Raw genomic sequence first — 24960 nt, forward strand, 5'->3', positions numbered from 1 at the left:
CCCAGGGTAGGCTTGTTCCTCGCCAACCCTGGGCTGTCAAAAGAACAACACCTACGGCGTTGCAAGTTGAGAATAATCATCTTGAGAGATTCATTCATTGAAAACTTACCGCAATATTTGTGGCATTGCGTGGCGAAGGCATTTATAATTCCGGATATATTTATCGGAAATGGGGCATGAACCCAATGGCGTTGCATTGCAATCCTATTTACAATTCCCCCAAATGCCATTAATTCCAGCTTATGCTTTGCATGCCATTGTGTGGCGAATGGCATGCAAGAATAGGGTAAAATAGGGGCAGAGATTTACCGATCTCTCCAGAAAGCTGGAGTGAAAATCACGAGAATAGTGAATATTTCGAGTCGACCAATCAGCATAAGTGCCGAGCATAGCCATTTAATCCATGCCGGAAGCATAGACCAACTCATGGTAGGACCAATCTCAAGACCTAAGGATGGGCCTACATTTCCCAACGAACTCAGTGTGATAGTGATGGCATTTGTGTTGTCAATTCCTGCAGAAATGATAGCAAATGAAGCGAAAAGGCATATCAAAAGATAGACCGAAAGGAATGAAAGTAACGTTACTCGTTTCTGATAAGGAATGTTACTACCATCTACATGAATAGGAAGTACGGCGTTAGGATGTAGGATTTGTTTGAACTCATTACGCATAATCTTCAACATCATCATGCTTCTGATGCCCTTAAATCCACCACTTGTGCTACCCGAACAAGCCCCAAGGAACATACAAGTGGCTAAAACAACCCAGGTAACATGGGGCCATTTGCCTGCATCATCATTGAAAAGACCCGTTGTTGTGATGAAAGAAACCACCTGGAAGATGCCACATCGGAATGCCTTTTCTAAGTCGTAACCATTGTGAATCATGAGTTCTGCCATGATAAACAATGAGAATGCCAACACAACAAACGTGTAAAAACGGAACTCTTCGCTCTTGAACATCATCTTGATAGAGCGGTGTTTGGCTGCCATATACATCAAAGTGAAGTTCACTCCGGAGAAGAAACAAAAGAAAGTTGCCACATATTCTACGGCCGGTGAACGGAAAAACTCCGCACTATCGGTGTGCGTTGAGAAACCACCTGTAGCAGTACTTCCCATGGCATAATTGATACTGTCAAACCATCCCATGCCGCAAGCCATGAAACTCAGCACACATCCGATGGTCAGTACAAGGTAAACTACCCATATCCACTTAGCACCTGTGCTCAAACGTGGGTGGAGGCGCGATGAAATTGGACCTGTTGATTCAGCTGCAAACACTTTAACAGAGCCGCCAACAAACGAGGGAAGCACTGCTGTTGTAAAGAAAACAATGCCCAATCCGCCTATCCACTGCGTCATACTACGCCAGAAAAGTAGGCCGTGGGGTAGCTTATCAATGTCATCAATGATAGTGGCGCCCGTGGTAGTAAAGCCAGACATTGTCTCAAAATAAGCGTCAGTGAAGCTTGGAATATATCCACTGATGATGAAAGGCAAGGTTCCGAAGAAACTAAAGATAATCCAAGAGAGCGTCACTACAAGGTAAGCATCGCGTCGACTCATGTTATTGTCTGCATTACGCCCAAGATAACGCAACACGATTCCCGTGAGTGTAGTCAGGATAATGGTAATAATAAAGGCAGGAACATCGTCTTCTTGGTAGCCGATGGCCATGAAAAGACAAGCCAACAAGAGTAGGGCTTCGATGAAAAGTAACGAGCCAATAATCTTAAATATGATGCTTTTGTCAATCATTTATTAAAGAGATTCTCTATTTTTTTCATATTCATGTCGTGGCAAAACACCATGACTGAGTCGCCAGCATTAATGCGAGTGTTACCTGAAACGAGGTAACCTTCGCCGTTTCTAACCAGTCCTCCTATCGTCACTCCATGAGGAAGACGTAGGTCTTTGACCGCTTTTTCTGTAATTTTCGAGCCCTCTTGGGGGATGAACTCAGCCACATCAGCATTTGCATTCATAAGAAAGCGCACGTTATGCACGTTGGCATCGAGCATCATCTGATAGATATGGCTGGCTGCAATAGCTTTCTTGTTGATGATAGTTCCTATATCTAAGCTCTCAGCCATATTGATATAGTCTTCATTTTCGACCATGGCCACAGTCTTTCTGACGCCCATTCGCTTAGCCGTTAAGCAGGCAAGGATGTTTGTTTCAGCATTTCCTGTGAGCGCAACAAAGGCTTGTGTGCTCATGATTCCCTCTTCTTGAAGCAACGAAACGTCTCGTCCATCGCCATGAATGATAAGTGCTCGGTCATCATCGAGAAGCTCATTGAGTCGTTCGCAGCGTTGTTCGTCGGCCTCGATAATCTTTACATTCATGTATTCGGGCATGGTTTTAACGGCTCTTACGGCTGTACGTCCGCCACCCATCATCATGACATTCTTCACATCTACATAGTGTTCTTTGCCTACAATCTTTCGAACGAACGGTATGTACTGGCGAGTTGTCATGAAATATGCCATGTCATAGAGCTTAAGTTCATCGTTTCCACCCGGTATAATCGTATCGCCATCGCGCTTGATTGCCACGACATGGTAAGGATCATCAGGCCCACTGATGTCTTTTAACGGCCTATTAAGTACCTCACATGACTCGCGAAGTTTGATGCCGAGCATCACTAAAGCGCCCCCATGCACATCCCAGCGTTGGCGAACCCAACTCATTTTTAGTCCGTTATTAATGTCTTCAGCAGCTAAAAGCTCAGGGTAGATGATAGAACTCACGCCTAAATGTTGAAAGAAATCATTCAAATTGGGCGCTACAAACTCATAATTGTCTACCTTGGTTACAGTTCTTTTGGCTCCTAATGCCTTAGCAATGATGCAGGCATTCATATTCTTATTCTCATCAGGAGTGACTGCAATGAAGAGGTCAGCTGACGCTACTCCTGCCTCTTTTAGCATTTCGATGCTTGTACAAGAGGCGTGCATTGTCATCAAATCAAAGTCAGAATCTAACTTCTCTAACCTCTCTTGACTCTCATCCATGAGGATAATGTCTTGATTGTTACGGGATAAGAACTTTGCAAGATAAGTTCCTATGGCGTATGCGCCGGCTATAATAATTTTCATTTCTTAGTCTCTTTGATAGCAGCAATGATGCTGTTTTGGTCAATATGACATATCTTTTGTAACTCCTCAACAGTGCCGTGTTCGATGAATTCATCAGGAAGTCCCATGCGATTGATAACGGGTGAGTAGCCATGATCATTCATCCATTCGAGTACAGCAGACCCCATTCCGCCGTTACGGACTCCATCTTCAATCGTGATTATACGTGAGAACTTCTTGCCAACTTCATGTAACAACTGTTCATCGAGAGGCTTTAAGAAACGTAAATCATAATGAGCTACGTTTTCACCTGATGCATTAATGGCACTCTCTACAATGTTTCCAATAGGTCCAATGCTGATAATTGCAATATGTTCTCCATCTCTAAGTTTGCGTCCTGTGCCCACTTCAATCTGTTCTAAAGGGCACTTCCAGTCTTTAAGTACGCCTCTTCCTCGTGGATAACGAATCACAAAAGGACCTTGATTGGGCAGTTGTGCCGTGTACATCAACCTTCTTAACTCGTGCTCATCCATGGGACTGGCAATTGTAAGATTAGGAATTGGGCGCAAAGCTGCCATATCAAATGCGCCGTGATGAGTCGGACCATCCTCTCCAACGAGTCCCGCGCGGTCGAGACAAAGTACAACTGGCAACTTCAGTAAAGCCACATCATGAATAATATTGTCGTAAGCTCGTTGGCTAAAAGCACTGTAAATATTGCAGTAAGGCAATAGTCCTTCCTTCGCCATTCCACCCGAAAAGGTTACTGAATGGCCTTCGGCGATGCCCACATCAAACATGCGATGAGGTAATGATTTCTGTAGAATTGTCATGGAACAACCCGTAGGCATGGCGGGTGTTACGCCTATAATACGATCGTTTTTCAAGGCTAATTCCAAAAGGGTTTGACCGAAAACGTCTTGGAATTTGGGGGGCATATCACTGCAATCTTGCACTAAGCGCTCTCCCGTTTTAGGGTCAAACTTACCTGGGGCGTGCCATATTGTGGCACTTTTCTCGGCTGGTTCGTATCCTTTTCCTTTCGTTGTATGCAGATGAAGCAGCTTAGGACCTTTCATGTTCCTAAGTTGTTGCAAGACGCGTACTATCTCTTTGACGTCATGTCCATCAAAAGGTCCGAAGTAACGGATGTTCATTCCCTCAAAGATATTCTGCTGATGACTCAGTGCACTCTTTAAGGCGTTGTTGAAACGGAGTATCCCTTTCTTGCGCTCTTCATTCAAATAACCCTTCCGATGCAGCCAGTTGCTGGCCTTAAAGCGTAGTTTATTGTAGGTCTCATTAGTGTCAAGATTCAGTAAGTACTTCTCCATTCCACCCACAGCTCGGTCAATTGACATATCATTATCATTGAGAATAATGAGTAAATCATTGGGAGTACTTGACACATTATTAAGGCCTTCAAAGGCTAATCCGCCACTCATTGCGCCGTCACCAATAACAGCTATGACGTGGCGTTCACTGCCATTAGCAGCCACAGACATACCCAAGGCCGCAGAAATTGAGTTACTTGCATGACCACAAGCAAACGTATCGTATTCACTTTCCTTTGGACTTGGAAAGGGACAGATACCATTTAACTTCCTGTTTGTATAGAATTTGTCTCGTCTTCCAGTAAGAATCTTATGACCATATGCCTGATGACCGACATCCCAAACGATGCGATCCTCGGGCGTATTAAAGACATAATGCAATGCAACGGTAATCTCTACAGTTCCTAAAGACGATGCAAAATGTCCGGGATTAACGGATACTTCGTGGATAATATCCTCGCGAAGTTCTTTACAAACCTCTGGTAATTGCTCGAGTTTAAGCTTCCGAAGGTCTGCAGGATATTTGATTTGATCTAATAATCCAAATTTATTCGTATTCATCAATACCTTGAGTATGATTCTATTTGCAAAGATACGTTAATATCATGTATTAGGCAAAGAAAACCGATAAATTCTTTTTTATCACCTACTTTCAAGCAAAAAATACGACGCTGGAGAGCGAATCTCAGCGTCGTTTCTTTTATTCCTTTCCCTAAAATATTTCTTTTGTTGACGCAATTGCAGACTCCCCTATATATTATAAGGTGGAGAAAGCAATCAAATCTCTAAAGTTTTCAATTGTGATAAGCCGTTCATGGTCGAATGTTTCAGCCAGTTCCATTTTCCAAGCAACGCTGAATGGTACATGAATGGCATATGCACCGATGCTCAAAGCGGGTGCAATATCCGACTTAAATGAATTGCCAATCATTAACAATTCTTTAGGATGAATGCCATTGTTCACGCATAAATGTCGGTATTCTTCTTCGGTTTTGTCAGACACAATGACGATATCGTCAAAGTAGTTTGCCAATCCCGACCGCTTGAGTTTATTCTCTTGGTCTTGCAATTCGCCTTTCGTGAACACCACAAGTCGATAACCTTCGTCGGTCTTTCGCTCGTTAAGTGCAATCAATGTGTCTTCAACACCCGGTAAAGGTGTTGTTGGAAAGGTCAACAAAGCCTTGCCCAACTGCAATATTTCGGCTATAATCTTACCACTTATACGGCCTTCCGATATCTTAACGGCATTCTCAATGAGTGATAATGTGAATGCTTTCGTGCCATATCCCAATGAATCCATGTTGGCTTTCTCGGTTTCAAAGAGTGCATCCGATACGTGTTTGGCTCCTGCATAGGCCGCCAAGAGCTGACAATACACGGCTTCTGCATTGTCAAAATGTGACTGGCAGTCCCACAATGTGTCATCAGCATCGATGGCAATAACCTTGAATTGTTTAAGCTGTATAGGCATTAGTCAACAAGTCGAGCATCCAACAATCGTGTGATTTCTTCTTTATCAAGATGTTGACCAATAAAAACTAACTTCTGCATGCGGTCTCCATAGGTTGCATCCCAATCCTGACGGAGTCGTTCTTCGCGTGCCATGAGTTCGTCAAGTTCCTTCTTTGGCATGGTCATATACCATTGACCTGCATTGCGAAGTCCCATTTGTTTGCCTGCTTGTTCAAACACATAACAAGTTTGTGGCTCATCTTTGAACCAGCAAATCCCCTTACATCGGATGACGGTCTTAGGCCATTGAGTTGCTATAAACTCGTCGAATCCCACGAGGTCGAAAGGCTTTCTACGATAATAAACGAATGTACCAATGCCGTATTCTTCAACTTCTCCTCCCTCATGATGATGGTGATGATGGTGGTGATGGCCTTCTTCGTGCTCGTGATCTTCGTGATGATGTTCGTCGTGTTCATCGTGATCGTGGTGATGTTCGTGTACTTCCTCCTCGTCATCTATGTGTTCATCGCCATGATGATGCTCTATTTCATCAATCCATGCCGCTGATGTTGCCACCTCATCAAAGTCAAATCGTTTTGTATTAATAATCTTTTCAAGGTCTACATCTCCATAGTTACACTCGATGATTTCAGCCTTAGGTTGCAGTGCACGAATAATCTTCTTTGTGCGTTCCAACTCTTGTGGCTCTACTTCCGAAGTCTTGTTAAGCAGTATAATGTTGCAGAACTCAATCTGTTGGATAACAAGATTCTCGATATCTTCTTCGCCGATATTCTGTTTAATGAGTTCATCTCCATTGCCAAATTCGTCTTTCATGCGCAGCGCATCAACCACTGTGACGATACAATCAAGTTTAACAATGCCGTTCTTAATATACTTTGGTCCCATCGTTGGTATTGAACAAATCGTCTGAGCGATAGGAGCTGGCTCGCAAACTCCACTGGCTTCAATGACAATATAATCGAATTTCTTCATGTTAACGATGTCATTCAATTGCTCAACAAGGTCCATTTTAAGCGTACAACAGATGCATCCATTCTGCAAAGCTACAAGGCTTTCGTCTTTCTGATTGACTATACCTCCCTTCTGAATCAAGTCCGCATCGATGTTCACTTCACCGATATCATTAACGATAACGGCGAACTTTATGCCGTGTTTGTTACTTAATATCTTGTTGACAAGCGTTGTCTTGCCACTTCCTAAATATCCTGTCAGCAGTAAAACTGGTATTTCTTTGTTATTCATTCCTATTTCCTTTCTTTAATATATATTAATGGATAAATCGCATACAAAGGTATAAAAAATAGTTGATAATGTGTAACTTTGCACTACTATGAATAAAAAAACAATCACTTTTGTCTTTTGTCTGGCTTCAGCCCCAGTGCTGATGGCACAGAATCAACCTGGAGGAATCTCTTCTGCCATGTTAAAGAAGATTGAAACCTCACAGAAGTCATCACCTGCAGAGCGTGCTTTGGCGAATGCTTTTGCCTCAAACAACATTGATGATTTGGCGAGAAACCATGCTCATCAAGGTGCATTCAACACGTATTTCAGCAATGAAACGCCCAAACAAAGCATCCAAAACCAAGAGAGTTCGGGGCGTTGTTGGATGTTTTCTGGCTTGAATGTGTTGCGTGCTAACTTCGCAAAGGCGCACAATGACACACTCGCGGTGGAGTATTCTCATGCTTATCTCTTCTTCTATGACCAGTTAGAGAAGGCTAATCTCATGCTTCAGGCTGTCATAGACAATGCAAAACTTCCCATTGAGGATGCCAAAGTGCAATTCTTTTTCAAGAATCCTATCAACGACGGAGGTACATTTTGCGGTGTCGCAGACCTTGCAGAGAAGTATGGTTTGGTTCCAAAGAGCGTGCAACCTGAAACGTATTCGAGCGAAAACACAAGGACTATGGCTAAGTTAGTGTCGCGAAAACTACGCGAAGATGGACTCGAATTGCGGAAGATGGTGGCAGAAAAGAAGAGCTCAAAGGCTATCAACGAGCGCAAGACGGAAATGCTTTCAACCATCTATCACTTGCTCACCTTGACCTTAGGAAAGCCGGTTGAGACCTTCACTTATGCCTTTACAGACAAGAATGGCAAGGTGGTTGGCGAACCAAAACAATATACTCCGCGCTCTTTCTATGACGAAACTGTCGGCAAACCGCTTAATGGCACCTTCCTCATGGTGATGAACGACCCCCGACATCCTTATTATAAGACGTATGAAGTGAAGTATGATCGCCACACTTATGACGGACATAACTGGACATATCTAAACCTTCCGATGGATGAAATCGCGCAGTTGGCCATTGCATCTATCAAGGATGGTCATAAGATGTATAGCAGTTATGACGTTGGAAAGCAACTCGATCGCAAACGAGGCTACTTAGATCTCGACAACTATGATTATGCTTCACTTACTGGAGTGACGTATAACATGGATAAAGCTGACCGCATTCGCACCTTCGATAGTGGCTCAACACACGCTATGACGCTTGCCGCTGTCGACTTAGATAAGCAGGGTAAGCCCGTGAAGTGGAAGGTAGAAAACAGTTGGGGGCCTTCTTATGGTTACCAAGGTTACTTGATTATGACCAATCGTTGGTTCAATGAATACCTTTTCCGCCTTGTCGTTGATAAGAAATATGCCTCAGAAAAAATCTTGAAGGCTGCCGAACAGAAGCCTATTATGCTGATGCAAGACGATCCGTTGTTTATGGAAGACGAATAACTACGGCTGAAATTGGCTCTTGACTAAGCACTTCTTAACGTGCCAATAGGGTGGAACGGATGGCTGAAATGCCATGCACATGACCGCAGTTTCGATGCTTTGTTGTCGTTCTACGACTGGGCTTGCGCTGCTATCGGCACGAAAGAAATAACTAACTATCAAGTTTTCATTTGACCTTTGAGGTCAAAATCATGCAGGGTTGACCATTTGTGTCAACCCTGTTTGCATGGAATAGGGCGAGGGTTAAAGGTCTTTCATCTCCTCAAATAGAAGTTGTGAGGAGATGATTTAGTAAATATTTATTATCAAAAACACCTTGTCTATTGTAGCATCAAATAGAAAATAAAACGTCGAAAAATTCATTTCTCTCGTTGTTTTTTTGTGTTTTGTTTCTTGATATAAGCCTTTGCTATGCGCAAAATGCCTTGAATTACGCGCTCAAATGCCTTATTTTGTGGCGCAAACCATAGGATATCATAACACAATATGCGTCAAAACGCAGCATAATTTCATGTGAAATCATGTTGTCTAAGCCACGTAAAAGCAAGGTGTTTTCATTTGATTCGTTTAATGAACTGATAGTGAGAGATTTAGAAACAAGGCGTTTTCTGGCCGTATTTTCATTCAATCGAAAGTTTGTTCAGAATAACTTCGTTTTGCGAAGTGGTTTGTAAAATTAAATCATAACTAATTTTTCATTCTCCTTTTTGCCTGAATCTGTTTCCTAAAAAGCTTTTTATCAGTGCAACAGGGGATGTCTTTCACTGATGATATAATAGATTCTCATGAGAGAAAACACGGCAATATAGAGGCAAATGGTTTGCGAAATACTGATTTTTCCACTATCAATTGCAGCATAAGGCAGGTGAGAAATGGTTGTGACGGCAGTGTTCATCCAGCCTGCAATCATTGTCATGAGGTTGATAATCCATGTTTGTAAGGCAGGAATTAGCATTGAAACAAAAGCTAAAAGGGCAAGATAGAGGATGGCAGTTGCGGCAGGAATGACGATGAAATTCGTCAAAAGGAAGTATGTTGCGAAGTTTCCGAAGTAGTGAAGTAACAGTGGAAACGTGAGCATTTGAGCCGAAAGTGAGATGCAAATCATGCCCCATGCCCATCGAAGCAGGCAGTTTGTGGGGTAAACAGCATAGAATAAGGGCTTATAGGCAATGAGAATACCGGCTACAGCCATAAAAGAGAGCTGGAAACTAATGTCCCACAACATCATGGGTTGAGGCAAAAGTACGACCAAAGCAGCCAAAGCAAGACTATTGAAGTCTTGATTTTCTTCGTTCGATAGGGTGGAAAGTGCATAAATTGTGAGCATAACGGCACTGCGAATAGCCGAAGATGGGAGGCCAACGAAGAGGGCAAAGGCCCACGCTGCAATGATAGAGAGGAAGATTCCCAAGGCATTTCGTCTGAAAACGAGCAAGAAAATGCTGAAGATAATGCCGATGTGCAGACCCGAAAGTGCCAGTACATGACTTGCACCTGAACGCGAATATGCTTCGCGAGTGGCTTTACTGATAGCCTCACGATGGCCTAACACCATGGCTTGTAGAATTGCTTTGTCTTGTTGTTCAATGTCAGTTGAGGTCGTGAAATGACGTAAGATGTGGTCGCGAAACTGCCTGATGTGCAGGGTGATTCGTTGCCAACGACTCAATGTAATGGGGAATTTTGCCGTGTGAAACTGGTTGTAGGGAATGAAGGTTTCTGCCTGATAGCCATGGCGTCTGAGCCAAAGCGCATAGTCGAAAGATGTGTTTTTCCAATGGTTTTGTGGTTTATTGAGCACCGAAGTGGCGATGATTCCGTTGCAAACCTGTAGTTGCATGGGCCTGTTGGGGTCGTTAAGGATAGTGGTTTTGACTTTCATGGCCTCGCGAAGCGCCTGCCCATTCAGTCGTGTCAGCATCAAGTCGCAGCGCCATGTCTTGCCTTTCAGCGTGGGAGTGCTTGTAATGATTCCCTCGAAATGACTGATTCCATGGGGCAATGGGCGGTCGGCCTTTTGGTTACTCCTGCTGATGAGTGCTGCGCCGAGCGTCAGTGTGACGAAAAGAATACAGCAGTTTTGCCATTTAGGAGGCTTGAACAGAAAGGCCGCAACAAGGCCAATACTGGCACAAATGGCCCAAAAGCCTGTGCCAAGTGTGGGATAGCAGACTTCACCGACAATGATTCCGATGGCTAAATAGAGTGCAATGCGGAGCAGAGGAAACCGTTGTAGAAAGCCGTTTACCTGCATTTCTACTTATAACCAGGATTTTGTTTGAGGTTAAGATTAAGCTTAAGTACATTCGTCGGAATAGGAAACAGCGTGGTAAATCCGCTGCTTTCTCCCTCAATGGGTTGCCGAAGGTCATACGCTTTGTGGAAAAGTCCGAAGCGAATGAGGTCATTGCGTCTCCAGCCTTCCCACATAAGTTCAAGCAAACGCTCGTCAAGCAGGGTGGAAAGTGTGGCATGTCGCGATGGCATTCCAGCGCGATGGCGCACGAGATTAAGCTCATTGTCTCCATTTCTGCCGCTTCTGACGAGTGCTTCTGACTTCATCAGCAACACATCGGCATAGCGAAAGAGCACAATATCGTTGTCTTGTAGGCGACCATCATCAAAGGCTGCGCGGTCAATCTCATACTTTGCCATGCGTGCTCCGGCTGTCTTTTCATATTTACTTGCAGTTAAACTCAACGCCACTTTAGTCGGATAATACACCAAAGGCTCTCCATCGGGCATATAAACTAACTTTCCATCCACGCGAACGGTATCGCTAAAGAAGTTTATTCTGTAGCGTTTGTCCTCCTCAGGTGTGGCATATCCGTAGGTCTTTAAGGTTGAAAGTGTAGCACAAGTGCCGTTTTCAGAGTCCTGTTTATAGGCACCTCCATGGCTGTAATGACGGCTTCGGAAGAGATAAAGGAATTTATTGGTGTAGAGAGTCTTGTCCATCGGGATGGTGAAAAGATTCTCTTTGGAGTTCTCATTGTGTACAATGAAGTTGTCAGCATAGTTATTTTCAAGGGTATAACCGGCTTGAGTTATCTTATCACAACATGCAATACATGCTTGGAAAGCAGGCAGTTGATGACCATTAATGTTGAAAGTCATCGTATCATCTCCTATATATACTTCGTGGTTTAGCAATATTTTAGCTAATAAGAAGTAGGCTATTGGCTGCGTAAATTTGCCATAATAGATGCCTTCATGATTGCTATGGACGTTTGGAAGATTAGGAATCGCCTCAAGAAGTTCGTTGATTAGCGTTATCGCTACTTGCTTTCTGGGTGACTGTTTTACCTCATTCAACGGCGTGTTTTCCTTCAAAACAAGAGGTACATTGCCCCACATGTCCATGATATAAAAGTAGAACAATGCCCTAAGTCCACGTGCTTCGGCAGTAAATTCCTTGTATTGTTGGTCGGTAAGTAAAGCCTTGTGTTGGTCTATTTCATAAAGGGCGTTGTTGCAAAGTGACACACTATTGTATAGATAAACCCATGTGTTGTAGAGCGGAATATCGGTAGATGACCACGTGTGATGATAGAGATTCTGCCAGAATCCGCCATCATACCAGTCGCCACCCCTAATGGGAAGCAACGCCTCATCAGTCGAAAAGGTGTTATAATCGTATACACCTCGGTAGGTACCTTGTAGTCCTTGGCTCTCATTATAACCTCCAATCTGGTGATAAAGGTTACCAATTGTGTTGATATATAAGTTATCTGCCGTTGTGTTTAGTTTGTCTTCACTGAGTTGATCCCTTGGATGTTCGTCAAGACAGGCATTGAATAGCAGTGTGATTCCTATGAAAAGGAAAGTCGATATGTGGGTAGATACGCTCTTCTTCATGTGGATTTGGACTAAAATTGAATGTTTATGCCGAGAGAATATGCACGGAACGGCGGATAGGTTCGCTTGTCGTCAATTCCTAAAGTGTTATTAACGATGGTGCTGTTTAACATTGGAGTTTGTCCACTATAGCCTGTAATTGTGGCCAAGTTATTTACAGAACACGACACACGTAGGGCGCTTATATAGTGTGACTTGATAGGAATGTTCCAACCAATCGTTAGATAATCGAAGTTAATATAGTCTCCGCGTTCGAGCCAATAGTCTGTAGCAATCTGGTCTTTGATATTCATCTTTGGCGCTTTGGCAAGCACATTATAGTCTGGAAAGCTTGACATGTTCATGTAAGTAAGGCTGGTTGCATTATAGATCTTATGCCCAAAGGCTCCATTTATCTGTAGAGTGACATCGAAATCTTTATATCGGAAGCCGATGTTTGAACCCAAAGTCCATTTCGGAGTGGCTTGTCCTGCAATGTAACGGTCGCCTCCATCCTCCAAGTTTACAGCCCCATTATGGTCTAAATCGGCAATCGTGTAGCTGTAACTTCCATTGTCGTTAACGTGCAATCCCGTGCAATGCGGGAGATAAAATACCCCAAGTGGCTGCCCAACTACCTGATAAACGATGTTGTTATTACCGCCATGAAAGCCCGCACCATTAAGCTGTCCGATGCCTAAAACGTCTGCAGCGGTGAGGTGATTACCATTATATTCGCCCGAGAGAGATATCAGTTTGTTCTTCTGAATGGCGACATTCATGTTGATGTTTAGTTCCATATCTTTCCGCGATATGGGTGTAATGCCAAGACCAAACTCAACTCCGCTGTTGCTCATCTTACCGAGATTGGCCAGGAATTTATTAAAGGTGAAGGGAGGAACTGGCACGTCATAGAGGTATAACATGTTGGTAATCATGCTGTAATAGTACTCGGCAGTGAAGACGATTCGATTGTTAAGTAGAGATAAATCCGTACCAATGTTAAATGTACTACGCGTTTCCCACTTTAAGTTTGGATTCGTATTGCGGAATTCTCCGAATGTAGTTGTTGGCGAATCTCTAAAGCTGATCACTCCCGTTGGACGCAAAAGAGCCATTGAATAATAGGAGTCGATGCCACCTTGGTTACCACTTTGTCCATAGCCCACACGCACTTTCCAAAGATTAACGACATTGGTGAGTGGCTTGAAAAAGGGTTCTTGGCTTACAATCCAAGCCGTTGCAACTGATGGAAAGAAGCCCCATTTGTTGTTTTTCCCAAATAAACTACTGCCATCTGCACGCAGATTGAGGTCTAAAAGATAACGATTCATCAGCGAATATCCCACACTTCCCATCACAGAAACAAGTGCGGGATCACTATATTCTGAGCCAGTTCCCCCATAAGGACGAAGCGAACCAGCGGCTAAATTGTTATATCCGATGTCATTAGTTGTAAAGCCTTTCACTGTTGTCCAAAAGCCTTTGCGCTGACTTTTCTGGTATTCCATCATACCACTTGCCTTGAGTTTGTGCACACCCCATTGTTGATTATACTCTAAAGTGGCATTACCGAGCCACTCTTCACTCTTGTGTTCACCGCGAAAAGCCTGTCCTTGTGCCCATACCCAAGTAGGGAAATACGATGCATTTTCAAGCGAATTATAACTATAACTGCCAAATAAGAGCAGATGAAGTGACGGAGAAAGTTTGAAGTTTAGACCCAAATGGGTGTTGAAAATCATGTTCTGTTCGTGGTCTTTCTTCCTCATTTCAGCCAGTGGAGAGGCTATCTGACTCGCACTACCATTGCGATCCCATCCGCCCTGTGCATTCATTCCTTCAGGGAAAGTGGGGTTTTGTGTGGCAGCACCATAAAAGAGTTTCTGTTCATCGGCAATGTATTTGTTGTGTTGTGTCGCACCAAACACGCCAAAATCAATTTCTAACAACTTGTCGAAAGCACGTTGTATGAGGTCAAATTTGGCTGTAAAGTTACGCCTTTCTGTAATCTTTACCACCATCTCATGCTGCATTACACCCACCGAAGCGCGATAGTTTCCGTCGTTTGTACCACCACTAAAGGCGATGTGATGCTTCTGAACGAAGCCTGTTCTCGTAATAGCGTCTTGAAAATTAGAATCATATCCGCCGTCAACCACACTGAAACCAAGTTGTTTTGCCGTACGAATATAGTCGTGAGCTGATAGCATTTTCAACTTATTATACTTCGTTTCAAACCCTATATTGCCGTCATAACTGATGTGAAACAGGTTGCCATAGCCCTTTTTCGTAGTCACCTGAATGACTCCCGCGGCTCCCTTTGCACCATATTTTGCCGTCTCTGTGGCATTCTTTAGAATCACAAAGCGCTCTATATCGGCTGGATATACCATGGAAAGTGTGGCTAAATCGCTATAAACTCCATCGATAATGACGAGTGGATCATTGCCTCCTGTGAGCGAAGTTGTACCTCTTACGCGCACACTATTGAGTTGAGCCATGCGGTTTTCTCCTGAAGAAATGCTCACGCCTGCAGCCTGACCATTGAGTGCATTCAATACGTTTGTGACCAAACTTTTATTGATTTGTCGGGCAGTAATGATGTCTATGGGCCCTTTTGTGGTGTTAGGCACGAGGCGTTTTATGTCGATCGAGTCTGCCAGTTTTTTCTTCTTATAAGCCCAAGTGGGTGAGGCTATTAGCAAGAACGATGCAATGAGCGGATACAGAAGTTTCATTTTAGGGCGTAATCTTATTCATGTTTATAGTGCAAATATAATAAAAAAAGGAGAAGTTCCACACTTCTCCTTTTATTTTTTTTGAGCTTTTATGGCTCAATATCATTTATTCTTGTTGTAATAGGCTAAGCCAAGAGCCACATTTTTCTTTAAGGCTTTCGATGAATATGTAGCTCCACTAACGCCGTCTACATCCATTTTGGCAGCCTTTGAAACGCTTTTCCCAGTAAATTCTGACAATAAAGCCTTCGCCTTATCAAAGAATTTAGGCGTTTCATGATTAGGAAGTGTTTCGATTTTCGCAATCTTATTCTTCACAATGAATATCTTAACAGGGGTTGTTCCCTTAAATCCTTTGACATTCTTACTTAGTAATTCTGTGTTGATTACCGTCGTATCGTTATCCTTTGTCATGATGTTTTCGCTTGGCATAGCACTCATCATGATGGCTACCATCGCACAAATGGTGATGGCTGTCAATAGCCCATTCATTCTCTTTTTCATTGTTTTTGTCCTTAAATAAACTAATAATAGGGCTGCAAAGTTAGCAAATTAAAATGAAAAGTGAAAGACTTTGCGTGAAGAATTTGTGTTTTTGGCGCTACTTCGACGGTGTAAACAGGGGCTGATTTATATGAAATTATGCGACAAAAAGATGACTTTATGGTGACGAATTCCCCCTAACTTCTATGCAAATACAGGCATAGTGCAAAGTGTGTTAAAAGTTATCGCGATTATTTACAAATGCTTTTGCACAACCAACGAATTTAGAACGCTCGATACTTTCTGTCTGAAAACACGCCGTTTTTCATCATTTCATAACCTATTATATATTAGGTAGTTGTGAGAAATCAATCGAAAGACGAGGTCATGACATGTGAGAAGATGATGCTATTTCAGTCGTTTTATGCTGTCATCTCTATCGTTTCATCGACTCATCTCAGGCAAATTGGCGTGTGATTTGCGTCATTTTGCACAACAAAGAGGCTCATTTTTTATGAAAAAGTGAGGTGGAGCGCGATTTTATCCCTGTTTTTTGTCGTTTTATTCTGTAGATGATGGGTTGGCGAAGTGTTAAATATTGGGATACAATCTTTACAGCATCAGCCTGCTAATGCTGTGAACTTCCACCTCCTTTGAAGGCTGAAAACCATGACATTTTATGCCCTTTTCAGCCCCATAAGCTTTCATGCACCTGGCGTCTTATTGCCCAATGCAGCATGGTTTGCTCGCTTAGAAGAGCACATCTTTAAGTTTTTGATAGAGGAAAGAAAGCATTAGCAACAGCAAACCGAGGCTGATGAAGACCACAATCTTGCCAAGTGCTGCCATCGACCACACGTCGATAAGGATTAATTTGCCTAAAACGATGCCGAATTCAGCCAAACTTACCATTCTCACCTCCTTGCTCTTGCTACGCATTCCAATAACCATGAGGATGAAAGCAGCCAGTCCCAACGAGAGGGAGAAGCCTGCATCGAAGCTCGGATTGTAGAAAGTGAGCAGCAGAAGTCGGGCACCTGTGAGCCACACGAGAGTTGAAAGGGCTGCAAAGACAGAGCGAGTGAGATGATTTTCCCATTGTAATGATGCCATTTTCTGAATGACATAAGCCATCAATATTACGACAGTTAGCGTTGAAATCCATTGCAAAGCCAAGACCGATGGCAGGCGGAATGCATCACCACTCCATATATTTAGCATATAGATAAAGGTGATGGCGCAGAGCAAAATGACATAGGCCAGCTTATATTTTCTAACTTTGAATCGGCGATGCAGCAACAAAGTGCCGACCAAAAGCATGGTGGTTATCGTCAGCGCACTGGCAGCATTGGCTGTAAATTCATTCAAATTGGCTGTAAATTCATCAGAGAACGCGATATAAACGAAGAAGAAACCTATCGCATAGGCAATGACATTGCATGGTGTAAAGCGTAGCAGACGGCGGCCTTTGCTAAAGAGTCGTCGGTTGCGTTGCATGATGATAGCAGCTAAGAACGAGCAAACTGCAAACGTAAATAACGATAGGAAGTGGCTGTTCAGAAACATCTTAAAAGCAAAAATCCCATGATCTGAGTCTTGAAATACTCCCAATGTCAAGCAAAGAATAAAGGAAAGAGCGGCTAATACTGCTGCAGTGCATTCATAAATGACTGATTTCTCTTTCGTAAAGAGCCATAACAGCAATACGGATTCAGTGGACCAAGTGATGAGAATGGCTGAACTATTGAACAATAATGGCACACCTATCGATGCAAAAGCTATCGTAAGGGCGAGCATAAAGTTGCGTAATGTGTCGTGACCTGATATGCGAAAGCGCAAGAAGAGATAGAAAACAAGATATACAATCGCAATGAAGAACGACAAATATCCGGTTTCTTTACTTCCAAATGCAATCTCCTCGATGAGGTAACCACCATAAAGTAGATAGGCAAAACCATTCAATGTGATGACCGACAAGAGCCCTTTTCTGATGCCTCCGCCGTAAGTTGATTGCATGATGAGGCGCACAGGAATCAAGAAAATGAAGAAGAATAGGGTGGCAAAGCCTAATAAAATGGAGAAGAGATGTGGGGGAGTAGGGAATAAATCGCTTTCTATGACCGTCTGCAGGAGGATGAAATAGGTGAAGACAAAAGCCACAATAGGCAGTAATCCCCATTTTTTATATAGGGCAAGTACAAACATTCCGAGGTTAAGAATGCTGAGATAGGTTTGTAAAACAATGATGTTTCCGGTGTCAGAACTAATGATAAAGGGTGCAATAAAGCCTCCGATGAGGGCTGTTACGGCTAATTCGAGGCGATTATAGCGTATGGAAACCGCCGCCATAAATATCGTTGTGAAGCACAAAATGACGAAAGCTGCGGTCTGAGAGAACAGCTGATAGTAGTGGAAAGCAATGGAAACCGTGAGATAGAACACTGCAAAGGCGCCACCGGCGAGCAGTGAACTCAGCGTGTAATAGCGTTTGTGAATCCATTGAGCCACGCCAAGCATGGCAATACCCACGCCAAATCCCAAGATGGTGCGAGCCACTTCATTGATCCAGTTCTGGTCAATGGCATACTTAACAAAGTAGGCTATGCCGAGAATAAAGACGAGAATACCAATCTTTCCGAATAGATTTTCGCCGATGAATCGTTCAAAATTCGTCGTCATCACCTTTGAATCATCGGATGACGGAGCCTGCGCCGTGGTGTGAGCAGGTTGGATTGGAGTCGTTTTTGCAGTCTTGTCGGTGGTTGTTTGGACAGCAATAGGGTCGGTGTGTGGCTTATTTGAAGTGGTGATTGCAATGGAAGAAGGTTTGCTTTGCGTAGTAGCTACCTCTTCGTTTGCAATGGTTTGTTTTTCTTTTGCAGGCTTCTGATTTTCAGTTTCAGTAGTTTTCACGGCAACAGCGATGGTTGGTGGCTGTTCAATGCGTTGCTCAATAGTGGCTGTTTTGACAGCTTCGTGTGGCTCGTTGCCCTTTTCTTCTGTCGCGGTTATAGGCGAAACGGATTGTGCAGAAGGTGTATTTGCATCGGTTTCTACCACCTTTGCAGTCGTTTCTTCCGCCACTTTATCATCAGTTTCAACGGATTTGAAAGCAGCGTTCTTTAGTGTAGACAACTCCGATTGAATAGCATCGAGTGACTTGTTGATATCCGAGAGTCGCTGAAGGATAATGAGTGTGAGTAGTGCAAAGCCGATTACAGCAAGCAAAGGCAATACAATGATTATGTCAAAATTCATCTATTTGTTTGTTGTTTCGTTGGTAAAGATAATCATTCTCCTATGGAATTTCCCCTCCTTCCATGTTAATGTTTATGAATTTAGTATGAAAATATCAAATGAAGTGATATAAAAAAGCCTCTCCAAACTTGTTTTTCGGAGAGGCTATTCAATGAAAAAATTATGTTATTTCTTTTTAATCATGATTGTTATAGTTGTTATTAGGTGTGTAGTTAATATGTTATGTTATTTACGTATGACCTTTTGTGTACTTCCATCTGCATATTTTATGATGTTCAATCCACGCTGCAGGGTAGGACGTTTAACCCCCTCGGTGCTATAGATTGTGGCAGTACCCATGCCTTTTTGTGAGGAATTGTATCTTATTTTATGTAGACCAAGGGTCTTTTTATCCCCAATTTGCTCTATCATTACATAGTCAAAGAAGAGGAAAGGATGCTTATCTGATGTTGTGTTTGCAGCCTTATAACCTAATGAAATCGTGATAGGAGTGGACTCGTTAATCGTGAATTCGGGGAGTAATCTCTCTGTCCATGTCCCCACGTTAAACCGATTTTGAGTGTCATAAACAAAGGGATTATCTTGTATTTTATAGCCACATCGGCTTGCAATTTCAGTCTCATCATTAGCTGCATTGTATACAGAATAGCTGATGCGATAAGTCCCTTTAGGTAGTTGAATGCTCTGTTTGTAGCAGGCTTCTGCTCCCCATCCCTGAACAATTCCTAAGCAACCGCCTGATGTTTCGCCGTAAGTGTTGTTGTCAGGGGATGTTATTTTATTGAGCTTTTTAGGGTTTTTAAAGCTAAAAACAGCACTCGAACCATAATCAGCATGGTTATCTGTTGTCCAGTTTGTAGCCATATAATGATTTGAAGCACCATTGCTGACGTCATGGTTTTGGAAATCTTGCTCAATATCGAACCCTGGATTATGCATGAATTTCTCTGTAACATCACTGTAAACTGCCTCATATCCTGCATCATCTACCTTGCTAAGATCTGCTTGTTCCACTTTAAAATAATCGTAGAAATAATAGGGATTGTTTGTTGAGGTGGTATTTCCTGCAATGAAACCTAAGGATAAAGTTACGGTTGTTTCTTTCATTAGGGTAACTGGAATAAAGTTAATCACGTTCCATTTCCCTGCTTCTAACGAAGTGTAATCACTATAAACAAAGGCATGAGAACCTATTTTATAGCCGCAAAGATTACTTGTTTCAGTCGCATTTCCTGCATTAAATACGGCATAAGAAAAGCGATATGTGCCTGCCGGAAGCTTGATTTTTTGCGTATAACAGGCTGGCGTGTTCCAACCTTGACTAATGCCTAAGGCTCCACCTACATTGGTGTTGTCGGCATTAGTCAATGGAACTTGCTTTTTGTTTAACTCTTGTCCGCTTGCAATTCCAAACACTCCACTGCATCCAAGGTTACTATTGTTCGTGGTTTTCCAGCCATTTATGGCTTGATGTTTATCCGTTCCAGTTGGCAAACTGACTGAAAATTCCTGCTCATCATCAAAGTTTGCATTCACAACATAATTGGATGTAACATCTTTCCAAATGGCTTTCTTTGAAACAATAAGTATCGTTTGAGGCTCATTTAGACATGGTTCACTCTTCCCAACAGGGTAAATTGCAATGCGATATTTGTTTGTTCCGTTAGGCGCTTCATCTATATAAGAATACGAACTGCCATAAACTGAATTTGCATCACGCAGAGAAATATTAGCGATATGACGATATTCTTCTTCTCCCGGACGCTGACACAGCACGACAACTGAATCTACCATGTCGCCATTGGGGTCGTTCCAAGTCAGTTTTACCTCATTAGTTTCATTTAAAAGTGAGGCGTTAAAGTCTGTTGCAGGACGGTAAACCACCTTTGGAATGTATTCATTCTTGCGATTAAATGCCAGGGGTTCGTCCATGTTTGCATAGTATTTACCTAACATCGACAATGTATCGGCTTCATTTCTCGACCAAAGACTCGTGCGTTTCTCGCTATCCCAATAGTAGTATCGCTCCACAATAGGATTCGAATTCAGCTTTTCCAGGATGGGACGCGTACCATCATAGAGTGCCTTTTGAGCCCGCTGAGAGAAATCATTGGCATCTTTGACAAGGTGAAATATGCCTTGTCCGCTCCACCATGCACCCCAAACCCATTCCGAAATCCATATAGGTCGCTTGCCATATCGGTTGCTTATGTTCGTGAGATTATTGAATTGGCCTTGATTCCAATAACAATGTAGGTCAATAATATCGCATCTCCACCCTCTGGCATCTATCGAATCAAGGAAGGCTTGCAAATGATTCATCGAACCATCATGTGAAGATTCTGAGCAAAGACGCAATCCCGTGCGCATCACTTCCTGCCAGTTTGCGAGTACGGTTGCTACATCTTGCGGATGATCATCAGACGGATTACCGGGTTCATTGTTGTTCTTGCTATGGCAAGCCCAGCTCACTTTGCCAATTGTTGATATGCTGGGATAGCCTTCATAGATATGATTGGGAACACATTCCATGTCAGGAAGCAAGTTATGTCCCTCGTTCCAACCAAATCCTGAGGTAGCGTTTACTAAGTCAAGATATTTATATTCCGTGCTGGCTGCATTGCCTTTCTTCGCATCTTGCCACTTAAAGAGTCGATAAGAAGAAACCTTTGAGGCCATGTTTTCAGGCAGATTCATTTCCAAATCCTCTTTATCGGCAATGAAACAACGGCTATATCCCCAACCTTCTACACCCAAAGCGAACGTCACCATATAGCCTCTTTTCAGCTTGAATGACATGATTTTGTTGTTCAAAGTGCCTTCCGTTAGCGACTTCATAAAGCCTTCTCCGTTGTGTCCTTCAGTGTAATCATTGCATGATTTACCGTTGAAATTCCGACCCGAATAACACATTAGAGGACGTATTTCCTTGTCATAAGGCAAGATGATTGAGCCTCTTCCATACATCTTAACCTGGCAGTTTTGCCCATCAGCTGCCGCACTTCCTTTTATGGTTATATGTGAAATCCAGTCCTTAAGTACGCGTGATGGCTTAATTTCTCGAAGGATAACTGCGGCATGTTCAGTGTTTTCTATGTCAACAGAACCCTCATTTGTAAATGGGATTTTATCGGTAATAACATAGTCTTGTGCCTTGTTGACGGTTATTTTTCCTTTTACTTGTGGCGTTTCAACAATCTCGTTAGCCGCTAATCCGTGGTGAGCGAGCATGAGAAATGCCGCAACAGCCATCCATTTTCGATTTTTCTTGGTAAGTGTGTTCATGGAGTCTTCGCCGTTAATTATTTTTTTTTATCATCTTGTTTGTTCCAATAGTTCTCTAAATTCAGGTATTCTTTCTTCGTAAGTGCAAGGAAAGAACCATGTTGAGGGTCTGCAACACCTTTGATATCTGTGGGAGAATGGAAATTCTGTAGCCTTTCATCGGCTTGACAAATGCGGTATTTCGTTGGCCAAGAAGAGTACTCAACATAACCTACTCTCCAGCCTTTCTCGCCCCAAATCCTAAAGGCCGACGCGCCTTCGCATTGCTTGTTGCCTTCAAAACTCACATAGTCTGTCTCGTTGGGAGCAGGCCATGGTCCCGTCAGTTCTTTTGATTTGGTCGTAAAGATGCCTCGTTTTCCACCTTCTTTCTTTATCATCATGTGCCAACTTTTGTCTGCATCCACCCACACAATGTCGGCATCTATGGTTGCATATCCCCAGTCAAAGAGCACTCGTGGCTTAGTGATGTGGGTGAAAGTTCGGTCGGCATACGAGTAGAAAACACGGTCGTATTTGTCTTCTTTGCCATTAAGCAGCGAGTAATAAATAAAATATCCGCCTTTGTTTCCATTGGGCCAACGATATGATTTGTCCCAAATCACCTGGGGAGCCCACACGCGATGAATGGCTGAATAGTCTTTATATACATCGGGAGATGACTTATCTGAGAAGATGCTTTGACCCTTTCTGAAGTCAAAAGTGACGCCATCCCAGTGGATAAGATCATTCGAATGAAGGAGGTTTATGCCATAGTTCGACCATTGATGACTCTTTTGTTGGCACATGTCTGTAGTGACCATAACGAACCCTTTGCCGTCTGCCGCGCGTGCAATATAGGCATCTCGCGCGCCACCTTCTATCTGAGAAAGTTGTTTTGTGTTATAAACCTCGTTACCATTATTAAGGTCATGCCAGTTCTGTCCATCTCTACTGAGCGCAAAAGCCGTCCATTCTCCTTTACGACTCATGTGGCAATAGAGGTAGCCATAAGGGTTTTTAACTTGTTCTACCTGTGCCATGGTGGGCAAAACAAATAGTGAAAGTAACGCAAACTTTAATTTCTTGCTTAGGTTAATCATATATATTTCTATTGGTTTAGATTGTTTTCTGGATATGCTATCATAGCATTTTGCTCATCATCTTTCAGACTTTGTGAATCGTGTTCCGCGACTTTGCATATCGCTTTGTCACAGAATGAAACCCATGATGGGGAAAGTTTTGCGTTGTAAAGATAGAAAAAGTTTAGAAAAATGTTATTATTCGTGAAATCTTTTAGTGTAAATTAACAATAAAACAGCTTGAAATGAGTACGTGTTTTGATGAATAGCCCATGATGAATCAAGTTTTTTCGTCTTGTGCATTATTATTTTTAGTGTTCAGTTTTGAGTGATTTTCTACCTTATTTGCATTGTTGTTGGCTGATAAGCCGACGTTTATTCTTAGATAGAAAGAATCTGCTTATGTTATTGTTTCAACCACTGCGTATGAAATGTTAATTTCAATCATTTATCTTTACGATAGAGATAAAATAACCATTAAATTCAAAGCATGAGATGGTTGCATGTGAATTTCCTGTCATTTTCTGCTGTGTTGTATTCTCTTGACCTTCAAGTCATTACAAAAAGTGCATCTAATAATACGCAAAAATCATGTGAAAAAGTGCAGCGAAATGACTTAAATTATCACTTAATCTCATTCATTTTGTGGGCTAATTTGACTTGTTTGGCTGTGTGATTTCAATCATTTTGCATCGCGATGAGCTCTAAATGCGGTTGACTTTCGTTGCTTTTTGTAGAAAAACGGAAATAATTTATCTTACTCATGCCTAATAGAAGCATTTCTAAAGTGTTAAAAACAATCGTTTATATTTACATGGTTTGCCACGAAATGGAGAGCGCATTTTTAAGTTTATGGGTTGAAACAATAGTCTGTTTTGAGGACCGATGTGGCGTTTCCTATAGCTTGTTATCGTGGTAATGCAGACCATTGGTGTTGACTTTTCAGTCTGATGAGATTATGTTTTCAATACAATATAACGCGCGCGTACGCGTTTTTAGAATATAAATACAGGAAAATTAAACGCAATGATAGAATATATTAAGGGACAACTTGCCGAACTTACACCGGCGTTGGCAGTCGTTGAAGCGGCTGGAGTGGGCTATGCACTCAACATTTCACTAACTACTTATAGTGGCATTCAAGGCAAAAAGGAGGTGAAACTCTACGTACATGAGGCGCTGACTACAGGCGGAAGAGATGATAGTTTCACGTTGTTTGGCTTTGTGAATAAGCAGGAACGAGAACTCTATCGCTTGCTGATTACGGTGTCGGGTGTGGGTGCTAATACCGCACGTATGATGCTTTCGTCGATGAATCCGACTGAACTTTGCAACGCAATTGCCAATGGTGATGAGCGAATGATAAAGACAGTGAAGGGCATTGGGCTTAAAACGGCACAACGAATCATCGTTGATTTGCGCGATAAAATCATGGCAAGTGGTATTGCAAATGAACTGCATGTGGGCGGTGAAAAGGCTGAAAGCACGTTGAATAATGCCGTGAAAGAAGAGGCTGTTGCGGCTTTAACCATGCTTGGTTTCTCGCCAGCTCCCATTGCAAAAGTGGTCGTTTCTATCTTGCAAAAGCAGGCAAATCTCCCCGTAGAACAAGTGGTTAAAGAGGCCCTTAAACTATTAAAGTAGCACAAAC

General features: G+C 42.6%; 14 protein-coding genes. 2 read left to right on the top strand and 12 right to left on the bottom strand.

Features of this window, described 5'->3' with window-relative positions; genetic code table 11:
* Positions 1-305: 305 nt before the first annotated feature.
* The 5 genes from HMPREF9420_RS11070 to HMPREF9420_RS11090 all read right to left on the bottom strand — a co-directional run bounded on the left by HMPREF9420_RS11070 (position 306) and on the right by HMPREF9420_RS11090 (position 7146).
* On the bottom strand, positions 306-1763 hold the full coding sequence (locus HMPREF9420_RS11070; RefSeq protein ID WP_007135788.1) for a TrkH family potassium uptake protein: 1458 nt from the start codon (positions 1761-1763) through the stop codon (positions 306-308).
* Entirely contained in the window at positions 1760-3106 is a 1347-nt protein-coding gene (trkA, locus tag HMPREF9420_RS11075) for a Trk system potassium transporter TrkA (protein ID WP_007135789.1), read from the bottom strand. The genes HMPREF9420_RS11070 and trkA overlap by 4 nt, the downstream gene beginning before the upstream one ends.
* Complete coding sequence (dxs, locus tag HMPREF9420_RS11080) at positions 3103-4983, bottom strand: 1-deoxy-D-xylulose-5-phosphate synthase (protein ID WP_044078936.1); 1881 nt, start codon at positions 4981-4983, stop codon at positions 3103-3105. The genes trkA and dxs overlap by 4 nt, the downstream gene beginning before the upstream one ends.
* A 196-nt stretch (positions 4984-5179) precedes the next feature.
* Positions 5180-5896, bottom strand: a complete 717-nt coding sequence (locus tag HMPREF9420_RS11085; protein ID WP_007135791.1) for an HAD family hydrolase — start codon at positions 5894-5896, stop codon at positions 5180-5182.
* The gene (locus tag HMPREF9420_RS11090; RefSeq protein ID WP_007135792.1) at positions 5896-7146 is read right to left on the bottom strand and encodes a CobW family GTP-binding protein; all 1251 of its coding nucleotides are present in this window, start codon (positions 7144-7146) and stop codon (positions 5896-5898) included. Before HMPREF9420_RS11090 ends, HMPREF9420_RS11085 begins: the two co-directional genes overlap by 1 nt.
* An 88-nt stretch (positions 7147-7234) precedes the next feature.
* Between HMPREF9420_RS11090 and HMPREF9420_RS11095 the strand changes: the two genes are divergently transcribed.
* Positions 7235-8641 (top strand): C1 family peptidase, encoded by a 1407-nt coding sequence (locus HMPREF9420_RS11095; protein ID WP_007135793.1) that lies wholly within the window; start codon positions 7235-7237, stop codon positions 8639-8641.
* A gap of 739 nt (positions 8642-9380) precedes the next feature.
* On the opposite strand, the gene HMPREF9420_RS11100 is transcribed toward HMPREF9420_RS11095, so the two are convergent.
* The 7 genes from HMPREF9420_RS11100 to HMPREF9420_RS11130 all read right to left on the bottom strand — a co-directional run bounded on the left by HMPREF9420_RS11100 (position 9381) and on the right by HMPREF9420_RS11130 (position 23330).
* A complete protein-coding gene (locus HMPREF9420_RS11100) occupies positions 9381-10898 on the bottom strand; it encodes a ComEC/Rec2 family competence protein (RefSeq protein ID WP_007135797.1) in 1518 nt (505 codons plus the stop codon).
* 2 nt (positions 10899-10900) lie between these two features.
* Positions 10901-12502 (bottom strand): RagB/SusD family nutrient uptake outer membrane protein, encoded by a 1602-nt coding sequence (locus tag HMPREF9420_RS11105; protein WP_007135798.1) that lies wholly within the window; start codon positions 12500-12502, stop codon positions 10901-10903.
* Between the two features lie 11 nt (positions 12503-12513).
* The gene (locus tag HMPREF9420_RS11110; protein ID WP_007135799.1) at positions 12514-15222 is read right to left on the bottom strand and encodes a SusC/RagA family TonB-linked outer membrane protein; all 2709 of its coding nucleotides are present in this window, start codon (positions 15220-15222) and stop codon (positions 12514-12516) included.
* Positions 15223-15324: 102 nt separating this feature from the next.
* Positions 15325-15726 carry an FMN-binding protein gene (locus HMPREF9420_RS11115; RefSeq protein WP_007135800.1) on the bottom strand — a complete coding sequence of 134 codons (402 nt, stop codon included), beginning with the start codon at positions 15724-15726 and terminating at the stop codon, positions 15325-15327.
* A 729-nt stretch (positions 15727-16455) separates the two neighbouring features.
* Complete coding sequence (locus tag HMPREF9420_RS11120; protein ID WP_007135801.1) at positions 16456-18963, bottom strand: DUF2339 domain-containing protein; 2508 nt, start codon at positions 18961-18963, stop codon at positions 16456-16458.
* Positions 18964-19188: 225 nt separating this feature from the next.
* A complete protein-coding gene (locus HMPREF9420_RS12925; protein WP_007135803.1) occupies positions 19189-22248 on the bottom strand; it encodes a hypothetical protein in 3060 nt (1019 codons plus the stop codon).
* Positions 22249-22265: 17 nt separating this feature from the next.
* Positions 22266-23330, bottom strand: a complete 1065-nt coding sequence (locus tag HMPREF9420_RS11130; RefSeq protein WP_007135804.1) for a glycoside hydrolase family 43 protein — start codon at positions 23328-23330, stop codon at positions 22266-22268.
* A gap of 1005 nt (positions 23331-24335) precedes the next feature.
* Between HMPREF9420_RS11130 and ruvA the strand changes: the two genes are divergently transcribed.
* Positions 24336-24953 carry a Holliday junction branch migration protein RuvA gene (ruvA, locus tag HMPREF9420_RS11140; protein ID WP_007135806.1) on the top strand — a complete coding sequence of 206 codons (618 nt, stop codon included), beginning with the start codon at positions 24336-24338 and terminating at the stop codon, positions 24951-24953.
* The last annotated feature ends 7 nt before the right edge of the window (positions 24954-24960 follow it).

Origin of the sequence: Segatella salivae DSM 15606 (genome assembly GCF_000185845.1) — a bacterium.
In the GTDB taxonomy this organism is placed as follows: Bacteria; Bacteroidota; Bacteroidia; order Bacteroidales; family Bacteroidaceae; genus Prevotella; species Prevotella salivae.